Raw genomic sequence first — 19,277 nt, forward strand, 5'->3', positions numbered from 1 at the left:
TATGAGCAATAGCCCAGAGCGCGCCTTCGTGCGCATGGAGGGGGTCGGTCACCGATACGACCCCCGGCCGGAGTCGCCACTGGCGGTGAAGGACATCAATCTTGAGATCAACCGCCATGAATTCGTGGCGGTGGTAGGGCCTTCGGGTTGCGGCAAGTCAACGCTGCTGCGCATGGTGTCGGGACTGCTTATTCCCAGTGAAGGGGAAGTAAGTGTGTTCGGCAAGCAGGTCAGCGGCCCACGGGATGATGTGGGTATCGTGTTCCAGAAGCCGACGCTGTTGCCCTGGCTGAGCGTTCGCAAGAACATCCTGTTCCCACTCAAGCACAAATATGGCCGATATGGTCGCGCCGATGAGAAAAGGGCGGATGAGCTGTTGGCGATTGCAGGGCTTGAAGCCTTTGGCGACAAGATGCCCGGTGAATTGTCCGGTGGCATGCAGCAGCGGGTCGGGATAGTGCGTGCGCTGCTGCTCAATCCCGACATTCTGCTGATGGATGAGCCCTTCTCGGCTCTGGATGCCATGACCCGAGAGCAGATCGGCTTTGATCTGCTGAAAATCTGGGATGAGCAGCCAAAGACCGTGCTGTTTATTACGCATTCGATTTCCGAGGCCGTGCTACTTTCCGACCGCGTGCTGGTCATGAGTCAGCGGCCGGGGACGGTACTCGATCTGATCGATATTGACCTCGAGCGCCCCCGCAGTGCTGAAACCATCAATCATCCCCGCTTCAGTGCGCTGACGGACCGGATCAGGAAGCATATCTATGAACCAGAAGCTGTCTGACAACAGGCTGCAGCGTCAGCTTTTCAAGTTTGCGCCGGGCCTGTTTTTTGTGGGATTGGTTGTCCTGTGGGAAGCCGTTTGCAGGCTTGCGGCGCTGCCGGCATTTGTACTGCCGTCACCTACCGCAATTGTAAATGCCTTTTTCGATGTCGAGTTCAGTCGCTGGATGGAGCACCTTTGGGCGACCCTGAGCGTTGCCTTGATGGGCTTTGGCTTGTCCATAGCCATCAGCATTCCGCTGGCTATTGCGATGATGCGATCGGAGCTGTTGCAGCGGACCCTTTATCCGTTGCTGGTTGTCATCCAATCAACGCCGGTCGTAGCGGTTGCGCCGTTGATCATCGTGTTGATGGGGTCTGATGATCCGTCCCGAGTGCTGATTACCTGCCTGCTGACGTTCTTTCCGTTGGTGGTTTCAACCGCAACCGGCATTCAGGAAACCCCGGACGAACTGATCGAGCTCAGTCGATCGCTGGATGCGCCGTTGCGCCGGGAAACATGGCAGATCCGCATACCTTATGCGATCCCGCATATTTTCAGCGGGCTTAAAGTGGCGATCACGTTAGCGATCATCGGTGCTGTGGTAGCGGAGTTTGTAGCGGCCGAGAAAGGGCTGGGCTACTTCATCCAGTTCTCGACGTCGTTCTTCAAGATTCCCCAGGCATTTGCCGGTCTGATATTCCTGGCGGCAATCAGCCTGCTGCTATTCAAGTCAGTACAGTGGACTCAGCAGATATTCTTCGGCTGGAGTCTGCCTAAAAAGTAAAACGTGTCCCGTTAAAGGGGCGAGCATTTTTCGAATCACAAGGTATAGCCGTGAATTACAACGAAACCGATATCAGTTTTCTCAAAGCCAGTATTGAACTGGCAGCCACTGCCGCAGAGCAGGGCATACATCCATTTGCTGCGATTCTTGTGAATGATAAAGATGAGGTCTTGATGGAGCAGGTAAACGGCTACCTGCCTGATCTGGACATGACGGGGCATGCTGAACGGGTATTGATGACCCGGGCCAGTAAAGCGTATCGACCGGACTTCCTCGCAAAGTGCACGATGTACGTCTCAGCTGAGCCCTGTGCAATGTGTGCCGGGTCGGCATACTGGGCGGGCCTTGGGCGGCTGGTTTACGGGGTTAGTGAGCATCGGCTCAAAACCATCACCGGAAAACATCCCGAGAATCCCACACTGGATCTGCCGTGCCGGAAGGTGTTTGAGTCAGGGCAGCGTGAGGTAGAGGTAATCGGCCCTTTGTTGGAAGAGGAAGCTGCGAAAATTCACGAAACCTTCTGGAATCGCTGATCGCAGTTTTGGGCTCTTTTACATCTGCTGAATCGCCATGTAGCAGGCGGTGCCAGCGATAATTGAGAGCAGGGCGTTGCGTCGCCAGAAGTGAAGGCCTACCACCAGCAGGCTGGGAAGCAAGGCATCGGCTCCGAATACCGGAGCTGACCACTCACCTGATCGCAACAGGAAAATCACCACCAACAACGCCATAACGGCAGCGGGTAACTGGCGCCCCAGGTGTCGAATCAATGGATGCTCGCTATGTCCTCCAAAAAACACGAATGGGATCACGCGAGTGGCAAAGGTTGCCAGAGTGGCGACCGCAATGAAGGCCAGCAGATAATTGATATTATCCATTTATGGCCTCCTGACTGGTCTGGGCCGACTTGTTCAGGCGGTAGGTCACCAGCAACGTGACTGTCGTTACGACTACAGCACCTATTAACTGGTGTTCGGCTGGCAGTGCCGCCATACATAGCCCGGCAGCCAGTGCGCCGACCCAAATCGGGAAGGATGCATTCAGCGCTTTGTACTGTTCGATTGTCAGCACAATAAATAGCGCAACCAGTGCGAATTCGATACCGGTGCTGTCGAACGCTACGGCGCGTCCAAGCAGAGCGCCCATTGCGCATCCGATAACCCAATACACCTGATTGAACAGGGTAATCCTTAAATCGATTCGACGTTCGGTGTCGGCATCTTCGGAGCGCGGTCGAGAAGTCAGTAGTGAATAGGTTTCATCAGTCAGCCCGAAAATCAGGTACAACTTTCTGAGGCCGGCACCCTTGAAGCGCCCGAGTAAAGACAAGCCATAGAAGAGATGACGGGCGTTCAGCACAAACATTGCAATAAACACTTCAAGCAAGCCGGTATGAGCCGCCAGCAAACTGACCGCCAGAATCTGGCCTGCGCCCGCGTAGATGGTAATGCCCATCAAGGGCGCTCCCCACCAGGGATAATCCAGCTGGGTTACAAACAGAACACCAAAGGCCATTCCCAATGGAATATAGCCAAACAGAATCGGCAATGTTTGCTGGAAGGAAACGCGGTTAATCACACAAAGGCCTGCGTTGGTTGATCAGGGCGCGCTATCATAAAGTATTCGCTGTTTCGCGTTAAGGTACAGATAGAGCCGGTACAGGTGAGGGGGCGTGGCTTGAGTTATATCCCGCTGAAGTTATAGGCTGGTCAAAACGCCTGCGCGCTTTGCGCAAACAATGACGCCCTTGCTGGCGGTTATCAGGACTGTAGCCCATCTTTTACAGGAATCAGAATGAACGCTGACGAAAGCGCCAACCAGCCGGATGCGGATCCAAGAGAAGAGCGGTTTGTGGTGGATACCGCATTACTGGCTGAAGATCAGATTCTCGGGTTGGTCGAAGAGTACTGCACGCGTTACCACGGCCTGAATGATACCGAATCCCCGTTTGACGAGCGCGACAAGGTGCTGGGAGCAGTAAAACGCGGTGATCTTGTCGTCTGGTTTGATCCGGTCGAGAATACGGCAGGATTAGGCCAGAAGCCCTGATATCAGTGAATTGCAGTGAATCTGTCTGCAATATGGGTACCCCCGAGAGCCCTAAGGCGATACAATCTGCAAACTTTTTGCAAGCGACTCATTGTCTGCAGTCTGCAAGGGTTTCGGGTTACCCAGAGTGTTCGCAGGATGTTGACGCTGCCCGAGCGACACGCGTTTTCCAAACCATATTTCATGTGCGGGGTGGATTTTGATCAGGGTCTTGGTTGTTGACGACCACGAGCTGGTTCGATCAGGTATTACGCGGATGCTGGCCGATAATACGGATATTGAAGTCGTAGCCCAGGCAGCGTCAGGCGAAGAGGCCGTTGAATTTGTTAGAGGCGATGTTCCGGATATCGTATTGATGGACATCAGGATGCCGGGTATTGGCGGATTGGAAGCCACCCGCAGAATTCTGCGCATCGACGATTCCATCCGCGTCATCGTTGTTACCGCCTGCGCGGATGATCCTTATCCTACCCGGGTCATGCAGGCAGGTGCCTCCGCCTATATCACCAAAAGTGCCGATCTGAAAGAAATGGTCCGTGCTATTCGTATGGCGCATTCAGGTCAGCGCTATATCAGCCCCGAGATTGCCCAGAAAATGGCACTCAAACAGCTGGGCGGCGATGGTCCTGAAGACGACAAGCTGTCCGTGTTTGACAAGCTGTCGGAAAGGGAGCTTCAAATTGCCATGATGGTGGTGGATTGCCAGAAAGTGCAGGATATCTCTGACAAGCTGTGCCTGAGCCCCAAAACGGTCAACAGCTACCGTTACCGTATTTTCGAAAAACTGGATATTTCCAGCGATGTTGAACTGGCCTTGATGGCCGTACGGCTTGGTTTGCTTGATGCCGATAAAGTCTGATTCCACGGCACCTGAATTCGACAGTAAAACCTTTCTCAAACGGCTGACCGAGCGTCCGGGTGTTTACCGGATGCTTGATACAGAAGGCCAGATTCTCTATGTGGGCAAAGCCCGCAACCTCAAGAACCGAGTTTCGAGTTATTTCCGCAAGAGCGGGCTCTCAACCAAAACCGAAGCGTTGGTTGCCCGCATCGCCGGCATAGAAATCACCATAACTGGCAGCGAAACCGAAGCGCTATTGCTTGAGCAGAACCTGATTAAATCTCTGCGTCCGCCCTACAATATTCTGCTGCGCGACGATAAATCCTATCCCTATATTTATCTGTCTTCCCATGATAACTACCCCTCGCTGACGTTTCGGCGTGGGCGTACCCGCAAGGGAAAAGGCACCTGGTACGGGCCGTTTCCGAGTTCCGGCGCTGTTCGCGAAAGCCTTAACGTTTTACAGAAGATATTCAAAATAAGAGATTGTTCTGACAGCTATTTCAGTAACAGATCTCGGCCCTGCCTGCAGTACCAGATCGACCGATGCACTGCCCCCTGTGTCGACAATATCAGTCCTGCGGAGTATGCCGACGACATCCGCCATGCGACGATGTTTCTCGAGGGCAAAAATCCGGCGATCATCAATGATCTGATGGCTGCGATGGAGCAGGCCAGCAAAAACCTTGAGTTCGAGAAAGCCGGCGCCTATCGCGACCAGATTGGCCATTTGAGGCACGTTCAGGAACAACAGTCGATTGAGTCCAGCGGTGGAGACGCCGACGTCATTGCGATCGCACAGGATGCGGCCATCGTCTGTATTGTTGTGATTGTGGTCCGGGGCGGTCGCGTATTGGGCACCAAGGACTATTTTCCGCGCTTCTCGCTGGAACAGTCTGAGGGTGAATTATTGAGCGCCTTTCTCGGCCAGTACTATTTCGGTGGCTCTGCTCAGCGGGAATTTCCCCGGGAAGTACTGGTACCGACTGAAGTGGATGAATCAGACGTATTGGCGCAAGCGCTCAGTGAAGCGGCCGGGCGTGATGTGCGGGTGCGCATGAACGTGAGGGGCGAACGCCGTCGTTGGCTCGATCTTGCAACGACCAACGCCCACCAGACACTGCTGACTCATGTCGCAAGCAAGGAAACCGTCTATCGTCGCTTGCTGGCATTGCGGGATTTGCTGGAGCTTAAAGAAACACCCAAGAGAATGGAGTGTTTTGACATCAGCCACAGTCATGGTGAAAACACAGTCGCATCCTGTGTTGTTTTTGACGACAATGGCCCACTCAAGGGTGATTATCGGCTGTATAACATCGAAGGTGTTACCGCCGGTGATGACTACGGCGCGATGCGCCAGGTGCTGACGCGCCGTTATACTAAAATGGCGTCTGGCGATGGCAAACGCCCGGACCTGGTTTTCATTGACGGCGGTAAAGGCCAGCTCAACGTGGCCCGGGATGTATTTGAAACACTGGGTATCAGTGATATCACCCTGATTGGAGTGGCCAAGGGCGTCACCCGTAAAGCCGGCATGGAACAATTGATCGACGCGGTCACTGATTCTGTATTCCGGGCGCCACCGGACTCGCCGGCACTGCACCTGATACAGCACATCCGCGATGAATCTCACCGGTTCGCCATTACCGGTCATCGCAAACAGCGGGATAAAAAACGCAGACAGTCTACGCTTGAGGGAATCGAGGGCGTGGGCGCCAAGCGCCGTCGCGAGCTCATACGCTATTTCGGTGGTATTCAAGGCATTCGCAAGGCAGGGATAGACGAGATTGCGAAAGTTAAAGGCATCAGTCGCAATCTGGCCGAAAGCATTTATGCGGCGCTTCATAACGAGTAGGGCAGAATGAATTTACCCAATATCCTGACAATGTCCCGGATCATCATGATCCCTATCTTTGTCGTTGTTTTCTATCTGCCTTACGAGTGGCGATATCTCGTAAGCGCCGCCATATTTGCGCTCGCCGCAGCGACCGACTGGCTGGATGGCTATCTCGCCCGCCGCCTCAATCAAAGCACGCCTTTCGGCGCCTTTCTTGATCCCGTCGCAGACAAGCTGATGGTCGCCGTAGCGCTAACCGTACTGATCGAAGAGCACCACAGCTTTCTTCTGACCTTGCCTGCAACAGTCATTATCTGCCGCGAAATCGTGATTTCCGCTTTGCGTGAATGGATGGCCGAGATGGGCAAGCGCGCAAGTGTAGCGGTGTCCTACATCGGCAAAATCAAAACAACGGCCCAAATGGGTTCGATCATCATGCTGCTGGCGTTTCCCATGGGGACCGGCGGTGCTTTGGCTGGCACTGTAGTGCTTTATGGCGCTGCCATACTGACGCTATGGTCAATGGTCATCTATCTACGCGCCGCCTGGCCGGATTTGTTCCCCAAGACCTGAAGCGCCCACAGAAGTCGGCTGTTTAAAGAATAATCAATCAGTTAGCTTTACCTGATCGCGGCAAAAAAGGGGTTGACTCCTCAGCGTGATCCATTAATATATGCGCCACTTCAGCGACGACAGCAAACGTCATTCGCTGAACTGGAATAAGCGGGAATAGCTCAGTGGTAGAGCACAACCTTGCCAAGGTTGGGGTCGCGAGTTCGAATCTCGTTTCCCGCTCCAAATACTTCAAGTCTCTCAATGCCCACCTGAGAGCACAAAGATTCGATTCCTTCGATCTTTTCCGGCGCGGTGGCAGAGTGGTTATGCAGCGGACTGCAACTCCGTGTACGCCGGTTCGATTCCGACCCGCGCCTCCATTACTTTCCCCCCCCCCAATAGTTTAAGCCCCTATGGCAGAATCAATGCCGTGTTGGCGACGTCTTGGCATTTGCGATTTTCTTTATTTGCTTGGAGAGCTTTATTCACGTTTAGGGAGGGATAATTCTGGCGGGGATAAACTGAGGCCGATGGCGTAAAACCCGCCATCGGCCTGGCATCAAACAAAAACAAGGCGATTACTTAGTGAGCTTGTCCCACTCTTTTTCTGCCTCGTCTCTTTTCATGCCGTACTTTTCCTGGATCTTGCCAACAAAGTGCTCTTTCTTGCCGGCGATTTCGTCGACCTCATCGTCGGTCAACTTGCCCCAGTTTTCACGTACTTTGCCTTTGAGCTGTTTCCAGTTGCCTTCAAGAATATCGTTGTTCATAGCGTCTTCCTCTTTCCTTCCAGAGCGGCGGTGTTGTTGAGCCGCTGTGCGGAGTCGATTACGTCTGATGTGTTTGAACGCATCAGAATCCTTGTCAATCGTTGCAAGCTTTTGTCGCTAGACTTTCGGTCCACGTCCCTTCATTGCATTCATGACTAGCGAAATCACGAGCAATACAATGAAAATAAAGAACAGGATTTTGGCAAAGCCCGCAGCGGTACCGGCGATACCACCAAAACCAAGTACACCGGCAATGATTGCGACAACCAAACAAACTAAAGCCCAATAAAGCATTAGCATCTCCTCCTTGTGGCCCCTGATTGGATCCGTTCGTGCTGGATCCGGAGCTTGAATGTCAGCGGATTGGTGCAGACTCTGTTCAGCAATAGCGCCAATCCCTTCCGCTACTGCGCTACGTCTGTATTCAACGTGGCACACAACCTGAAATCCGACAATAACATGGGTTTACTTGAGTGCTTATAAATGCGCCATACCGAACCTAATATATTGATTATTAACAATTTAAACAAATGATTATAAATGTTTAAGATTTCAGTAAGACGTGAACGGCGACACACATATTGCGTATTTCACGAGTTAGCGAGATGCCAGCTCACCGGTCGAAGACAGCATTCGCGTAACTCAGTATCATTGGGTCCTCATTAAAATTTCTATTGACCAGAGAATCGTTATGACCGCAGGGAAGACAGAGCAGAAAAAGGCCACAAAGCCGCATTCAGCCGATGTCCCTGCAGGTTTCCAGGTCATCCACGCCAATAAGCTGGAGGATCTGCGAGAGGTCGTTGTTGAACTTATTCGTGGATTTCCGTTAGCGCCGCTGGAAGATGATGTTTTTCTGGTGCACTCCAACGGCATTGCGCAGTGGCTCAAGCTGGCGCTAGCCCATGACCAGGACGACGCAGCGCTGCCGGGCCTTGGTATTGCAGCGGCTATGCAGTTCTCGCTGCCTTCGCGTTTTCTTTGGCAGGCTTATCGGGCGGTTCTTGGCGAGGATGCTGTTCCGGAAGAGTCGCCTTTCGACAAGCGTCGCCTGACCTGGCGTTTGATGCGAATGTTGCCTGCAATTATCGAAGATCCCGTCTTCGCGCCCTTAAAGCGTTTTATGGAAGGTGCCCAGTCCGAGCGACGACGATTCCAGTTATCGGATCGTATCGCCGATCTCTTCGATCAGTACCAGGTTTACCGGGCGGACTGGCTGGACGACTGGGCCGGCGGCGCCGACGTTGTACGGGTAAAGGGCGCCCAGGTACGGGCTGTGCCGGACGAGCAGCTTTGGCAGCCGGCGTTATGGCGTTTGCTCATCGCCGACATTGAACAGAGCGGGGCCAACACCAGTCGTGCTGAGGTTCATACCCGGTTTATGGCGGTGTCAGCAGGCCTCACGCCGCAAACACGTCCGAAGGGCATTCCCCGCAGAGTGATTGTGTTTGGTTTGTCATCGCTGCCGCAGCAAACGCTGGAAGTATTGAGTCGCCTTGGCCGTTGCTGCCAGATAGTACTGTGTGTTCACAACCCTTGCGAGTTCCATTGGGCTGATATTATTGAAGACCGTGAGCTGCTCAAGGCCGAACGCTACCGCCGTGCAAAACGACCGGGTACGCCCGATGTGCTGGACGACAGCAATCTCCATCTGTATGCCCATCCGTTGCTTGCCGCCTGGGGTAAGCAGGGGCGGGACTATATCCGCCTGCTGGATGAATACGATGAGCCTGCCCGATATGACAACTGGTTGGAGCGAGTTGATCTGTTCCGGGAAGCGGACGGGGATCGGCTGCTGAGTGCGATCCAGAACGACATTCTTAAACTGCGCTCAGCGAGCGAAGCCTCGCGCGCCCAAACGCCGCAGGATTCAGTTGACCCATCGATTGTTTTTCACAGTACTCACAGCCCTCAGCGTGAAACTGAAGTGTTGCATGATCGCCTGTTGGCCATGTTCAGTGCAGATCCCACGTTGAAACCTCAGGACATCATTGTGATGGTGCCCGATATCAACGCCTACACGCCGCATGTGGAAGCTGTGTTTGGCGCCCTCGACCGGGATGATAGCCGCTATATTCCTTACACCATTTCAGATCAGGGGCAACGGCATCAACGCCCTGCGCTGGTTGCGCTTGAGGCGCTATTGTCTCTTCCAGAGTCCCGTCTTGCCGTCAGTGATGTGCTCGATCTGTTGGATGTGCCGCTGGTGCGTGAGCGCTTCGGACTGAATGAAGATGATCTGCCGAGACTGCATGACTGGATCAGTGGTGCCAACATTCGGTGGGGGCTGGATGCGGGCCATCGGGCGGCGCTGGACCTGCCGGATGATCTGTACCGCAATAGCTGGCTGTTCGGCCTGCGGCGTATGTTGCTGGGGTATGCTGTCGGCGACAGTGACGCCTGGCAGGGAATTGAGCCTTATGCTGAAGTCGGCGGACTTGAAAGCCGGCTGGCAGGGCAGTTGGATGAATTTATCCAGACGCTGCAGAAGTACTGGCAGCTGTTATCCGAGCCCCAATCACCAGATGCCTGGGCCGGGGTTTTGAAAGACCTGATAGCCGACTTGTTTGCTGAGCCGGATGGCGACGATGTGCTGGTGTTTACCCGACTGGAAGACGGCGTTGAAGTCTGGCTTGACGCGTGCCGCGAAGCCGGTCTGGACGAAGCGTTGCCGTTGCATGTGGTGCGGGATGTCTGGCTTGAATCACTGGAGCAGGGCGGCCTGAGTCAGCGGTTCCTGGCCGGCAAGGTCAACTTTGCTACGCTGCTGCCGATGCGGGCGATTCCTTTCCGCTGTGTTTGCCTGCTGGGCATGAATGATGGCGATTACCCCCGTACTCAGCCGCCCATGGATTTTGATTTGATGGCGGGTGATTATCGCCCGGGCGACAGGTCCCGGCGGGAAGATGACCGCTTCCTGTTTCTGGAGGCTTTGCTTTCGGCCCGTGACACCCTCTATATCAGCTGGGTTGGTCGCAGTATCAATGACAATACCGAGCGCCCACCTTCTGTGCTGATATCCCAGCTGCGTGATCATATTGATGTTATACGGCCGCCATTAGACAGTGCTGACATGCCCCTGTCCGCTGCACTGACGATTGAGCATCCCTTGCAGCCGTTCAGTACCGCGTATTTCCCGTCCGCTGGTACGCCATCATCTTTATACACCTATGCCAAAGAGTGGCGAGCAGCCTATCGTGGCCACGGCGAAAAATCAGAATCCCAACATCAGCTACCGGCATTGGGGGCGGTTCCGGCTGATATACCGTCACAACCGCTTACTCTGGCGACGCTGGTACAGCTGTTGAGAGCGCCGGTTGATGTCTTCTTCCAGAATCGCCTCGGTGTCTATTTTGACGATCACGCGATTGAAAGTAATGACGACGAACCCTTTGTGCTGGACGGACTGGAACGCTGGAAACTGACGAATCGGCTGGTACAGGACGTGGTGCGCCTGCATGACGAGCAGACGCCCCTGACCGAAATTTTGCAAGCGGATGCCGAAAGATCCATCGCCCGGGGTGAGCTGGCGTTGTCAGATGGTCTTGCTGCATTTCAGATTGAACAGGCGGTTGCGCCTTTGCCCGATTTATATACGCGCTATCATCAGCTGGCCACCCAATACCCGGAGTCCGAGCCGCTCCTGCCGCTGAGGCTTTCGATTAACACAGGTGATCGCACCCTTATGCTCGAAGACTGGGTGCGTGATTTGAGGTGCGCCAACGGGCAGCGCGCCTTTATTACGTTGAGCAGTAGCAACCTTGTCAAAGACAGAAAGTACCGCTGGCAGCATCTGATGCGCCCCTGGATCGCACATCTGGCAGGCAACTGCGTGGCAGGCCCGGTGTCGACTCATGTTCTGAGTCAGGCCGGGGATGTCGCATTTTCGCCGATGGAGCCGGACGACGCCAGAACGCATCTGAAGGCCTTGATGCAATACTGGTTCGATGCGTTGAGCAAGCCTCTGCCGGTTGCTGTGCGAACGGCTTTTGCCTGGCTGTCAGCTGCGGAGAAAGGCGAGGAAGCCGCAACGCGATCCGCCCGGTCGGTCTACGAAAGTCAGTTCAAGAGCAGTGGCGAAGGCGATGAAAACCCCTACCTGCAGCGAGTATTCCCGGATTTCGACGCGCTCTGGCAAGAAGGCGAGTTCGCACAGTATACGGAGGCGCTGTACGGGCCGGTCAGAGCTTATCTTCAGACCGGAACAAACGCGGGCGGTAGCCGGTCTTCGGGGGGTAAGTCATGACGACTGACTCGAATTTGCCCGAGGCAACCCCCCAGACGCTGGACCCGATAGCCTTTCCACTTAACGGTAGCCGCCTGATTGAAGCGAGCGCTGGCACCGGTAAAACCTTCACGATTGCCTTGCTGTATGTGCGTTTGATCCTCGGGCACTCGCCGGTCGCTGCAACGGACAGGCTATTGACGCCCCGGGACATTCTGGTGGTGACCTTTACCGAGGCTGCCACCAAAGAGTTGCGCGACCGAATCCGCACGCGGCTCACCGAAGCCAGTCATGTGTTTCGGGAATCGGCCGATGCACTATCGGAAGACGCGATTGCCTCAGAAACGGATCCACTGCGCAAGATTCGTAACAGTTACCCGCCAGAAAACTGGGCTGCCAATGCCCGAGCCCTGGAATTGGCGGCGGAGTCGATGGATGAGGCCGCAGTTCATACCATTCACAGCTGGTGTTACCGGATGCTGCGAGAGCATGCATTCGACAGCGGTGGCCTGTTTAACCAGAGCCTTGAGACGGACCATAGCGAGTTGATGGCGCAGGTTATCCGGGATTATTGGCGCACGTTCGTTAACCCGCTCAGCAGGGAAAGCATCGAAGCCTATCTTGCAGCTTTACGGTCACCTGATGATCTGCTGTCGACCATTCGCCCGCTGCTTAACGAACCTGACGCACCCGAGAATAGCGGTGCGCTCGAATCGCCTGTGCTCTTGCTTGAACCTGTGATGGCAGAGCGGCGGATGCTGTTTGAGCAAATGCGCGCGCAATTGCCTGAAGCAATCGACCTGTTCCGTGCCCGGTTTGAAGAGGCGCGCGCAACCAAATCACTTGATGGGCAGAAGCTCAAGGCCAATTGGGTGGCGGGCTGGCTCGAAACGCTCACCACATGGGCGCAAAGCACATCGCTGAAGTTGCCGGAACTGAGCGATGCCGCCTGGCACCGGTTGTCACCAGATGGTATTACCGAAGCCTGGAAGAAGGGCACGCCGCCAATTGAGGATCCACTGATCAGGCAACTGGTGATTCTCGAGCAGGAACGCCAGAAACAGATTCCCCGGGAGTTGCTTATTCGCCATGCTGCCCGCTGGTGTACTGAAAGGTTTGATCAGGAAAAACTGAGCCGCGCTGAAATGGGATTCGATGACCTACTGAATCGCCTGGACGCAGCACTCCAGAGTGATAACAGCGGTCGATTGGCAGCGGCAATTCGTGAACAGTTTCCGATGGCACTGGTGGATGAGTTTCAAGATACCGATCCGGTTCAATACCGTATTTTTGATGCGGTGTACCGGGTCGCGGACAACGAGGCCGGTACCGGTTTCTTCATGATTGGTGACCCCAAACAAGCCATTTATGCTTTTCGGGGCGCGGATATTCATACCTACCTTAAAGCCCGCAGCGCAACGGCCGGTCGGCATTACACCTTGTCCCGAAATTACCGTTCTGCTGAAGCGATGGTGTCAGCCAGTAACCGGATTTTTTCATTCGGTGAGCAGCATGCCCGGCAGGGCGCCTTTCATTTTAAAGGTGTTGATGGCGATAACCCGTTGCCGTTCAACTCCGTCGATGCGCAGGGCCGACGGGATAGGTGGCTGGTTGAAGGTGTCGAAAACGCAGCGCTTACGGTCTGGGTAGCTGAGGAGGATGCTGCCAAAGGCGACACCACAGATTCTGCGGCGACCGCTTGCGCCAGCGAAATCACCCGTTTACTGAATCTCGGTGTCGGCAATCAGGCAGGTTTCGAGAAAGAGAACGGAGAGTTCTCTGGCCTGCGTTCTGGGGATATCGCGGTTCTGGTCAACAATGGGCGCGAAGCGCGAGCCGTTAGGGACGCATTAGCCGAGCGCGGTGTACGCAGTGTGTATTTATCGGATCGGGCATCGGTTCTGGAAACCCGTAAGGCGCTGGACGTATTGCTGTGGCTGCAGGCATGCGCTGAACCTGAGCGTGAGCGGGGTGTCAGGGCCGCACTGGCCACCCGGACGCTGGATCTTGATTGGCCAACACTTGATCACCTGCACCAGGACGAGCTCGCCTGGGAAAGCGAAATCGAACGATTTCGTCATTTCCGTCGGATCTGGCGCGAAAAAGGCGTGCTGGCGATGATTCGCAATCTGCTCACCGGTTTTAATGTGCCATCGAGACTGCTTGCGACGACTCATGGTGAACGTGAACTGACGGATTTGCTCCACATTGCCGAGTTGCTCCAGAAGGCCAGTCTCCATATTGATGGCGAGCAGGCATTGATACGGCATTTTGCCGAAATGGTGGCAGACCCGTCTGCAGATTCTGAAACCCGTCAGGTGCGCCTCGAAAGCGATGCGGATCTGGTTCAGGTCGTCACCGTCCATAAATCCAAAGGGCTGGAGTATCCGCTGGTGTTCCTGCCATTTGCCTCTGCTGCGCGGCAGATCAACCCGGCACAGCTCCCGATTCGTTGGCATGACGACGACGGCCAACTACGCACCAGCTTCAAGCCGGATAGCGCCATTCTTGAGCGGGCTGAATCAGAACGCCTTGGGGAAGATATCCGTAAACTGTACGTAGCGCTCACGCGTGCTCGCTATGCAATCTGGGTGGGCGCCGCGTTTATCCGCAAAGAGACACCTGCAAGCGCGTTGGCCTACCTCTGTGGGTACTCGGAAGGTGAAGGGTGGCAGGGCAGCCTCGCCGCTATGGCCGCTGGCGCACCGGAAATGGCGGTTGAGCCGCTACCGCCGGCGGCTGATGAGCACTACCGGTCGCCACCGGCACCTGTACCTGGGCCTGCGCGCACGCCTGTGCGCAAGGCAGGCGAGAATTGGTGGATATCCAGTTACTCGGCCATCCGGTTCAGCCACGCTCAGCTCATCGACGCCGGTTTCGAAAGCCGTGTTCCCGGTGCGCCTGCAGAACCTGAATCGGCAGTCGCCGAGCGCCTCGCTGAAGAACAGCTGGCCGCCTCTGCCCGAAAGAGCCAAGCCATGGTGTTGCCGGCCCCCTTACGCCTACCAGAGGCGAGCGAACGCCGTATCCACCGGTTCTATCGCGGCGCCGGGCCTGGCACTTTTCTGCACGATATTCTGGAGTGGGTGGCGGAAACGGGGTTTGGCCATGTCAGTGAGCATCCGGATGAACTTCAGGCCCTGATTGAACGTCGCTGCGAGGTACGAGGCTGGTCTGACTGGGTCCTGCCGCTGACGTCCTGGGTGTTGGATTTCATTGCAATGCCCATTGTGCTGCCGGAACAGCCTGACGGGTCTTCTGCTACCGTCAGCTTGAAGGATCTTCCTGATTCTGGTTCGTCGGTTTACCCGGAACTGGAGTTCTGGTTCTCCAGCGCCGAGCTCAATGTGCCGGCGCTGGATGGCCTGGTTCGGGATTCAACGCTAGGCGCAAGACAGCGGCCATTTGCTGAACCCATGACGCTCAACGGCATGTTCAAGGGCTTTATCGATCTGGTGTTTGAGCATGAAGGCCGGTATTACGTAGCGGACTACAAATCAAACATCATCGGCGTACATGATGATGATTACACCGAATCCGCCATTGCGGATGTGATTGCCCAGCACCGGTATGACATGCAGTACGCCATTTACCTGCTCGCATTGCATCGGCTATTGGCGTCTCGATTGCCGGGTTATGACTATGACACCCATATCGGCGGCGCGGTTTATCTGTTTCTGCGGGGCAACGGAGCTGACACGCGGGGCGTGTTCCGGGAGCGGCCGAGCAAAGCCTTCATTGAATCGCTCGACGTCCTGTTTCGCCATGGCAGTTCCGCAAATGAACCCGTTGAGGAGGTGCTCTGATGGCACGGAAGGGCACGCCTTCACCCGCACAACAGTCAATGTTATTTGACCCAACGCCAGTGGATGATATTCCGGAACTATTCGAGTTGCTGAACCGCTGGGTTGAGCTGGAATGGCTGCGCGCGCTTGATGTGTCGTTGACGCGTCTGTTCGCCAGCGAAGCAGAAGCTGCTGGCGTGCCTGCCAACCCTCTGTTGTTGATGGCGACCGCGTTAGCGTCACATCAGCTGGGGCGAGGGCACGTCTGCCTGGATGTGCAAGCGATGACGGTACAGGGGTTCGATGCTTTGCTGTCATTGCCACCCGAGCGGGATGATGCGCCTGAACCCAGTTTGTTGCCTTCTGACGTGCTGAAAGGGACTAGCGCTGAACAGTGGCGCGAGGCTCTGGTTCACCCACTTTTGGTCGCTGACGGCACCGGTGCTGACGCCAGTTCTAACACGCCACTGGTGCGGGACGGGCTGCGACTGTACTTACGGCGGTACTGGCGCTACGAGCAGACCATTGCAAATAGTCTCACCCGACGACTCAAGCAGCGCCGGGCGATTCAACAGGCAGATTCTACCGACGCACTCCATCTGCGACAGGCACTTGAGCGTTTGTTCGTTGCCGGGACACCAACCGGCATTACCGATTGGCAGCGGGTTGCATGCGCTAATGCGGCCCGTAGCGGCTTCAGTGTTATTACCGGTGGGCCTGGCACCGGCAAGACCACCACTGTTGTAAGGCTGCTGGCGGCGCTGCAGCATGTCGCCACGCAGGGGGCGGACACGCCCGGCGAACTGATTATCCGGTTGGCAGCCCCGACCGGCAAAGCCGCCGCTCGACTAAACGAATCCATTGCAGGCGCTATCGACAAGTTGGATCTCTCCGGTTTTTCCGAAGGCGATCGCCTCAAGGCGGCGATTACCAGCGAAGTGACCACCTTGCATCGACTTATGGGGAGCATCCCTGGCTCCCGGCAATTCCGCCACAACGCTAATAATCCACTGCTGCTGGATGTACTGGTCATCGACGAAGCCTCGATGGTGGATGTGGAAATGATGGCGCAGGTCCTGGGCGCATTGCCTGAGCATGCTCAACTGATACTGCTCGGCGACAAAGATCAGCTCGCGTCGGTGGATGCGGGGGCCGTGCTGGGCGATCTGTGCCTGCGGGCGGCTCAGGGGCGCTACCAGCGGGAGACGGTTCAATGGCTTGAAGCTGTGTCCGGATGCCCGATTGACTCGTCCCTGGTGGATGATGAGGGCAGTGCGCTGGATCAATCGATTGCGCTGTTACGTCACAGTTACCGCTTTGATGCTGCCAGCGGAATAGGGCGGCTGGCGATGGCTGTAAACGGGGCTGGCGGTGAACACCAGGATACATCGCCGGAGAAAGTATCCGCTCTGTTCGGCGAGGGATTTGCCGATATCGCACGTTTGATTATACGCCCACAACAGATGGCGGAGCAGATCGCATCGCATTGTATTCAGGGTGGTCAGGGGTTGTATCCGGCTGCCGGCGAAGGCCGAGTGGTAGGGGGGCGAGCCGTCTCTCCACCATCCGGATATTCCCACTATCTATCAGTAATGCGAAAAGGCCCGGCTGAAGGCGACGGCGCCTGCGGTGACGCTGTTGATCGATGGGCGGCGAGTGTGCTGAGCGCTCACGGCGAATTTCAGGTGCTGAGCGCGCTTCGCCGTGGGCCTTATGGCGTAGAAGGCCTTAATCAGCTCATCGCCGAAGCGCTGCGCGATCAGGGGCTGATTCGTTCCGTTGAAGGCTGGTATCCCGGTCGCCCGGTGCTGGTCACCCGGAACGACTATGGTGTGGGCCTGATGAATGGCGACATCGGAATTGCACTGGAGGTGCCCGTCCCGGAAGCATCCCGGATCGCAAATGAAGGTGACGCAAGGCCACAACGTGTTATCCGGGTGGCGTTTATGTCAAACGACGGCAGCGGACGTATAAAGTGGGTGCTGCCCAGCCGCCTCCATGCGGTCGAAACGGTATTCGCGATGACCGTGCATAAATCCCAGGGCTCGGAATTTGCTCATACCTGCTTGGTATTACCCGACAGAACCAATCCTATTCTGACGCGTGAGCTGGTTTACACCGGCATCACTCGCGCCAAATACTGGTTCAGCCTGTTGATGCCTGATGAATCCGTATTCCGGGACGCAATTGTACGCGGTGTGACCCGCACGTCCGGCTTGCAAAAAGCCCTGGTTCAGCCGGAATAGATCGTACTATTCCGGCCTCTGATTTGATCGTGTATGGGACTGTTCGCGTTCGGTCATCATGTCAGTCAGCCGTGCAAGCTGCTGTTGAACCTCGTCCAGTTTGCGGGACATATCATCGCGTTCCTGGTGGGCCTTGGCCGCTTGCTGGGCGTTTTGTTCTTCACTCATTACTTCAAGTATTACACCTATCATCATGTTTAAAAACACAAAAGCGGTTAGGAATATAAAAGTAATATAGAAGACCCAGCTGACCGGATAAACGCTCATGGTTTCATACATCACGTCAGTCCAGTCCTCAAACGTGGCCACGCGGAACAAGGTCAGCATCGCAACGGCGACGTCGCCCCACAGCTCCTCGTTAATCGGTGAGAAGAACATCGCACCCATTGCCGCGTATATATAGAAGATGATGAACATCAGCAGTGCGATGTAGGCCATTCGTGGAATCGCTTTCAACAGCGAATTGATCAGGAACCGCAGTTCCGGCACGACCGACACCAGACGTAGCACCCGGAACACTCGCAACAGCCGGCCAAGAAGCACAGCTTCCGAGTTATCGAGCGGGATCAGGCTACCGACAACCACCAGGGTGTCGAACAGGTTCCATCCATCCATCAGAAACCGCTTTTTGTCCGCGCAGACCATAAAGCGGAATATGATTTCCAGTAGAAAAAATACCGTGATACCCGCATCCAGGACCTCAAGACTGCGGGTCACAAAATAGGGCAGTTCATAGGTTTTGGCGCCGATGGTAAGCGCAGAAAGAATGATGATGCTGATAACAGCGGCCTGAAACAGCTTGCTGGCTTCAATGTGGCGCAGCGTTTCAAACAGGGATCGAGCGTTGGCGGTGTGCGGCATCGCAGGAAAGCTCCGGAATTCAGTTAAAAGGGCCGGACGAGGCTGGCGCAAAGCCGCAGATTTTATGCTGAAATGAAAGACAGAAGAAGATTAAACGGAAGGAATCGCCATTTACTTTGTGGTTTTACGTTTTCTTTTCTGCTGGATAATGATGTCGGCCAGCGAATGGATCTGTTTGTTGGCAACGCGGATCGACCGGTACACGCCGCCTGCCGCGTCGTCATGTAGCGCGCGGGCCTGTTCACTACCCGTTCTCACTCGCTCGTTGCTTGATAGCCGGTTGATTACGTCAAAGGTCGTGGTGGATATCGCGCGATGGATAAACTCTACCGTAAACGTGCCGCCCGTTACGGTATTTTCGAGCAGCGCGCGCTTTTCGTCCGTTTCATTACCTTCAAATTCAGCGCGCTTTAACCGGTTTTCAAGCCTGGGGAGCCGGCGATAAACATCCCGCAACCGCTTTTCGTTCTCCAGTACCAGGCGCCCAGTAACGCCCAGGCACGCGATGATACCGGCGAGCATCAACAGGTTAAATGCAGTCATAGACGGTGTCTCCTG

Annotated in this window: 16 protein-coding genes and 2 tRNA genes; 12 read left to right on the forward strand and 6 right to left on the reverse strand. The window is 55.4% G+C overall.

Annotation, left to right across the window (positions count from 1 at the left end; translation table 11 throughout):
- The first annotated feature begins 1 nt into the window (after window position 1).
- Genes ACUN9X_RS11275 through ACUN9X_RS11285 form a run of 3 tightly spaced genes read left to right on the forward strand, consistent with a single transcriptional unit; the run spans window position 2 to window position 2,086 of the window.
- Window positions 2-787 carry an ABC transporter ATP-binding protein gene (locus ACUN9X_RS11275; RefSeq protein ID WP_445473115.1) on the forward strand — a complete coding sequence of 262 codons (786 nt, stop codon included), beginning with the start codon at window positions 2-4 and terminating at the stop codon, window positions 785-787.
- Complete coding sequence (locus tag ACUN9X_RS11280; protein ID WP_445473116.1) at window positions 768-1,553, forward strand: ABC transporter permease; 786 nt, start codon at window positions 768-770, stop codon at window positions 1,551-1,553. Before ACUN9X_RS11275 ends, ACUN9X_RS11280 begins: the two co-directional genes overlap by 20 nt.
- Before the next feature lie 50 nt (window positions 1,554-1,603).
- On the forward strand, window positions 1,604-2,086 hold the full coding sequence (locus ACUN9X_RS11285) for a nucleoside deaminase (RefSeq protein WP_445473117.1): 483 nt from the start codon (window positions 1,604-1,606) through the stop codon (window positions 2,084-2,086).
- A gap of 18 nt (window positions 2,087-2,104) precedes the next feature.
- On the opposite strand, the gene ACUN9X_RS11290 is transcribed toward ACUN9X_RS11285, so the two are convergent.
- The gene (locus ACUN9X_RS11290) at window positions 2,105-2,428 is read right to left on the reverse strand and encodes a branched-chain amino acid transporter permease (RefSeq protein WP_260035675.1); all 324 of its coding nucleotides are present in this window, start codon (window positions 2,426-2,428) and stop codon (window positions 2,105-2,107) included.
- On the reverse strand, window positions 2,421-3,125 hold the full coding sequence (locus ACUN9X_RS11295; protein WP_445473213.1) for an AzlC family ABC transporter permease: 705 nt from the start codon (window positions 3,123-3,125) through the stop codon (window positions 2,421-2,423). The genes ACUN9X_RS11290 and ACUN9X_RS11295 overlap by 8 nt, the downstream gene beginning before the upstream one ends.
- 219 nt (window positions 3,126-3,344) lie before the next feature.
- Between ACUN9X_RS11295 and ACUN9X_RS11300 the strand changes: the two genes are divergently transcribed.
- The 6 genes from ACUN9X_RS11300 (at window position 3,345) to ACUN9X_RS11325 (ending at window position 7,212) form a co-directional block, all read left to right on the forward strand.
- Entirely contained in the window at window positions 3,345-3,599 is a 255-nt protein-coding gene (locus ACUN9X_RS11300; protein ID WP_260035677.1) for a hypothetical protein, read from the forward strand.
- Window positions 3,600-3,798: 199 nt separating this feature from the next.
- Window positions 3,799-4,458: a UvrY/SirA/GacA family response regulator transcription factor gene (gene uvrY / locus ACUN9X_RS11305; protein ID WP_260035678.1), complete on the forward strand. Its 660-nt coding sequence runs from the start codon at window positions 3,799-3,801 to the stop codon at window positions 4,456-4,458.
- Window positions 4,442-6,295, forward strand: a complete 1,854-nt coding sequence (uvrC, locus tag ACUN9X_RS11310) for an excinuclease ABC subunit UvrC (RefSeq protein WP_445473118.1) — start codon at window positions 4,442-4,444, stop codon at window positions 6,293-6,295. The genes uvrY and uvrC overlap by 17 nt, the downstream gene beginning before the upstream one ends.
- Before the next feature lie 6 nt (window positions 6,296-6,301).
- Complete coding sequence (gene pgsA, locus ACUN9X_RS11315; protein ID WP_445473119.1) at window positions 6,302-6,850, forward strand: CDP-diacylglycerol--glycerol-3-phosphate 3-phosphatidyltransferase; 549 nt, start codon at window positions 6,302-6,304, stop codon at window positions 6,848-6,850.
- 150 nt (window positions 6,851-7,000) lie between these two features.
- Window positions 7,001-7,075, forward strand: a tRNA-Gly gene (locus tag ACUN9X_RS11320).
- 63 nt (window positions 7,076-7,138) lie between these two features.
- Window positions 7,139-7,212 (forward strand) — tRNA-Cys (locus ACUN9X_RS11325).
- A 198-nt stretch (window positions 7,213-7,410) separates the two neighbouring features.
- Here ACUN9X_RS11325 and ACUN9X_RS11330 read toward each other — a convergent pair.
- Both ACUN9X_RS11330 and ACUN9X_RS11335 read right to left on the reverse strand, forming a co-directional pair.
- Window positions 7,411-7,602: a CsbD family protein gene (locus tag ACUN9X_RS11330; RefSeq protein ID WP_260035705.1), complete on the reverse strand. Its 192-nt coding sequence runs from the start codon at window positions 7,600-7,602 to the stop codon at window positions 7,411-7,413.
- 117 nt (window positions 7,603-7,719) lie between these two features.
- Window positions 7,720-7,896 carry a DUF1328 domain-containing protein gene (locus ACUN9X_RS11335; RefSeq protein ID WP_260035707.1) on the reverse strand — a complete coding sequence of 59 codons (177 nt, stop codon included), beginning with the start codon at window positions 7,894-7,896 and terminating at the stop codon, window positions 7,720-7,722.
- A 397-nt stretch (window positions 7,897-8,293) separates the two neighbouring features.
- On the opposite strand from ACUN9X_RS11335, the gene recC reads away from it, so the two are divergent.
- From recC to recD, 3 genes are read left to right on the forward strand one after another with little or no spacing between them, the layout of a single operon-like run.
- A complete protein-coding gene (recC, locus tag ACUN9X_RS11340; RefSeq protein ID WP_445473120.1) occupies window positions 8,294-11,848 on the forward strand; it encodes an exodeoxyribonuclease V subunit gamma in 3,555 nt (1,184 codons plus the stop codon).
- The gene (gene recB / locus ACUN9X_RS11345) at window positions 11,845-15,633 is read left to right on the forward strand and encodes an exodeoxyribonuclease V subunit beta (RefSeq protein ID WP_445473121.1); all 3,789 of its coding nucleotides are present in this window, start codon (window positions 11,845-11,847) and stop codon (window positions 15,631-15,633) included. The genes recC and recB overlap by 4 nt, the downstream gene beginning before the upstream one ends.
- Window positions 15,633-17,858 carry an exodeoxyribonuclease V subunit alpha gene (gene recD, locus ACUN9X_RS11350; protein ID WP_445473122.1) on the forward strand — a complete coding sequence of 742 codons (2,226 nt, stop codon included), beginning with the start codon at window positions 15,633-15,635 and terminating at the stop codon, window positions 17,856-17,858. Before recB ends, recD begins: the two co-directional genes overlap by 1 nt.
- A 6-nt stretch (window positions 17,859-17,864) precedes the next feature.
- Here recD and ACUN9X_RS11355 read toward each other — a convergent pair whose 3' ends face one another.
- The gene (locus ACUN9X_RS11355) at window positions 17,865-18,719 is read right to left on the reverse strand and encodes an ion transporter (protein WP_445473123.1); all 855 of its coding nucleotides are present in this window, start codon (window positions 18,717-18,719) and stop codon (window positions 17,865-17,867) included.
- A 111-nt stretch (window positions 18,720-18,830) separates the two neighbouring features.
- Complete coding sequence (locus ACUN9X_RS11360; RefSeq protein WP_445473124.1) at window positions 18,831-19,262, reverse strand: hypothetical protein; 432 nt, start codon at window positions 19,260-19,262, stop codon at window positions 18,831-18,833.
- Between the last annotated feature and the right edge of the window lie 15 nt (window positions 19,263-19,277).

This window comes from Marinobacter sp. V032, from assembly GCF_052645435.1.